General features: G+C 30.3%; 3 protein-coding genes. All 3 read right to left on the reverse strand.

Annotated elements, in window-relative coordinates; genetic code table 11:
* Positions 1 to 681: 681 nt before the first annotated feature.
* A complete protein-coding gene (locus tag VK071_01175) occupies positions 682 to 1,425 on the reverse strand; it encodes a nucleoside phosphorylase (protein HLR33927.1) in 744 nt (247 codons plus the stop codon).
* Between the two features lie 11 nt (positions 1,426 to 1,436).
* Positions 1,437 to 2,747 (reverse strand): NAD(P)/FAD-dependent oxidoreductase, encoded by a 1,311-nt coding sequence (locus VK071_01180; protein ID HLR33928.1) that lies wholly within the window; start codon positions 2,745 to 2,747, stop codon positions 1,437 to 1,439.
* Positions 2,748 to 3,180, reverse strand: a 433-nt coding sequence (locus tag VK071_01185; GenBank protein ID HLR33929.1) for an ABC transporter permease, incomplete at its 5' end; no start/stop codon positions are given.

A 3,180-nucleotide genomic window follows, 5' to 3' on the forward strand; every position in this document is an offset into this window, starting at 1 on the left:
AAGCTCCTGCCGCGAACCATATACTCACTAAAGATAGGCTAATTAGTTCAATAACCAAACTAATTATAAATATTATTAACCACCAACTTGTTAACCCACCCATCATTCATTCACCCCCTAATAAATCTTGAGGCAACTATACTAAAAGTTTTGACGACCATATTCAAATCTTGTAGTAACGTAAATACATCATATATCAAAATTTGACTATTATCAACATTTTTTTATACATGTTATAACAAAATATTGCATATAAAGATCATTTCTATAATAGTAGAAAAAATTATATTACTTACCTAAACTTATTATTTCACCATCAAATATTGTCGTTTATACCTCTACATTTTTTATTTAATCTTCAAAAATTTGAAATATATTATCTGAAAGCATTACCATATATGGGAATATACCTTTTTCTATAGAACCTTTTGCATCATCTTCAAAGTAAGCATATACCCTTACTTTAATAAATACATAAACAACTTCACTTTATAATATGTATCCATAGCCGAGTAAATACATATGGCTACCGCTAAACCCTAGTAATACTAATTTTCAATCTTGCATTAAATGCTCTACATGTGTATATAAATGTCCTAAAGAATTGCTTAATATAGAATATTGAAAAAGACAGTCTATACTAATTTATACATAAATACAGACTGTCTAATAATTCATATTCTAGTAATTTAATTTATCAATTTTATAAATAGTTTCCAAGGCTAATTTGATTTCTTTATTTTCCCCTTTTTGAACCTTTTCTTCTTTTGCAACGTAGTTTCCTATACCATCTTTTAAATCACTTTCATATTCTACTACTGAATTTAATATACTTGCCGCTCTAACTCCTCTTAATTCTGCAATTGTAAAAAGTGCAGCTGTTTCCATATCAGAACCTAGGACACCTTTTGTATTCCAAAACTCCTTTATATCCTCTTCTTTATCGGTGTAGAAAGAATCATGACTTCTCACAATACCGTAATGATATGGAAAATTTAATTCTTTACAAGTATCTAATATGCAATTTGTTAATTCTATGTTTGAAACTGCTGGATATTCTGACTCTATATACATTTTTGATGCTCCATCATTCCTTACTGCTCCTGTAGCTATTATTAAATCCCCCAGATTTATTTCCGGTTGTACTGCCCCAGCACTTCCAATTCTTATGAAATTTTTAGCTCCACAAGCTATAAGTTCTTCTATAGCTATAGCTGCAGAAGCTCCACCAATACCTGTAGATGTAACCGTTACTAAAACTCCCTTATATTTTCCTACTATAGTTCTAAATTCTCTATTAAAGGATATTTCTTCCCAATCTTCTAAATAGTTTTCTGCCACTCTCATCACTCTTTGAGGATCTCCAGGAAGTATTACATATTCTGATATATCTCCTTTATCACATAATATATGAGGTTGCAACATAAAATCATCTCCTATCTTTCAGCATTTAAAATTGCATCTAATAAGGCTTCCCATAAGCTTGGATGTATAACTAAGTTACTTTTAACATCTTCTACACTTATATTTTTTTCTAAGAGCACTCCTAATAGCCCTATATATTCTGATACATTTTCTCCAACCATCCATATTCCTAGTATAATCCCTTCTTTGTCTATAAGTACTTTTAAAAAACCCTCTTCAATATTCTTAGCCCAACCTCTCCAAGTATTTGAAAAATATGAATAACCCTTAATATAGTCTATTCCTTCTTGGACTAAATCTTTTTCTTGATAACCTGCCCCTGCCATTTCTGGAAGGGTATAGACTGCCCTTGGTAATGAATTATAATTCATAGTTACTGGTTTATTATACAAAATATTATCACTTACAGCTATTCCCTGTTGAATTGCTCCACTAGCCAGCCCTAAAATTCCATTTATATCTCCAATAGCATATATATGTTTTACATTAGTTCTTAAATTCTCATATACTTTTATCTTAAAATCATCCTTATCTATATTCAATTTATCTATACCTTTTGGATAACTAGGCTTTCTACTTAAAGTAACTAATACTTTATCTCCTTCTAATACCTGTCCATCTTCTAAAACAACTTTAACCTTAGAACCTTTAATGTAAGTTTTTTGGGCCCCATTTCCTTTTATTATTTCAACTTTTCTTTTTTTCAAATTGTCTTCAATAGGTTTTACTAATTCTTCATCATTTTCAAATAACAAAGATTCCTCTTTTTCTACTAAGCTTACTTTTACTCCTAACCTTTCATAAATTGAAGCAAATTCTACTCCCTCTACATTTCCTCCCAGTATTATAATACTTTCAGGTAAATTTCTTATATCTATAGCATCTTTATGAGTTATTATATTTTCATTGTCTATTTTTATTTCTTCTACACTAGAGGGTTCAGTACCTGTAGCAATGACTATATTTTCTCCATATAGTATTGACTCTTCTACAATGTATCTATGCTCGTCTAAGAATTCACCATCACCAAAATATATATCTATACCATTATTTTTAAGGTTATCTTTTAGTTTATCATCTAAGTACTGAAGATTTTCATCCCAATTTCTAATCAAAGATTCCTTTATAATTTTATTATCAATATCATTATTCTTAAAACTATCTAAGAGTTTTTTTACTGGTAATGCACCAGTTCTAATACCAGTCCCTCCTAAGATTGACTTTTCTACTATTGCTACATTTAAATCTCTTCTCTTACAATATAAAGCACAGTAATAACCAGCTAGTCCACCACCTATTATTAAAACATCGTAGTTCTTCATCTAATATGCCCCTTCTTTTTTTCTCTTTTTAATTTTATTTAAATGATTCTTAGTTAAAATAAATAATGTTAGTACTGTAACTAAATAGGGAAGCATTTGAGTAAACTGAGATGGTACACCTACTACTTGCATCCTTATTCCTAAAGCATCGAAGAATCCAAACATTAGGGCTGCTATGAAGGTCTTTATGGGGTTCGCCCTACCAAAGATAATAGCTGCCACTGCAATAAAGCCTCTATCGGCACTCATATTTTCTGTAAATAAGGTTAAGTATCCTAATGAAAGATGAACACCAGCAAGACTACAAAGTATTCCACATCCTAGAGAACTAATATACTTCATTTTTTTAGGACTAATGCCTACTGTTTCTAATGCTTCAGGATATTCTCCAGAAGCCCTTAACCACATTCCTCTAGGGGTCTTGTATAAATAA

This window comes from Tissierellales bacterium (assembly GCA_035301805.1).
Classification (GTDB): domain Bacteria; phylum Bacillota; class Clostridia; order Tissierellales; family DATGTQ01; genus DATGTQ01.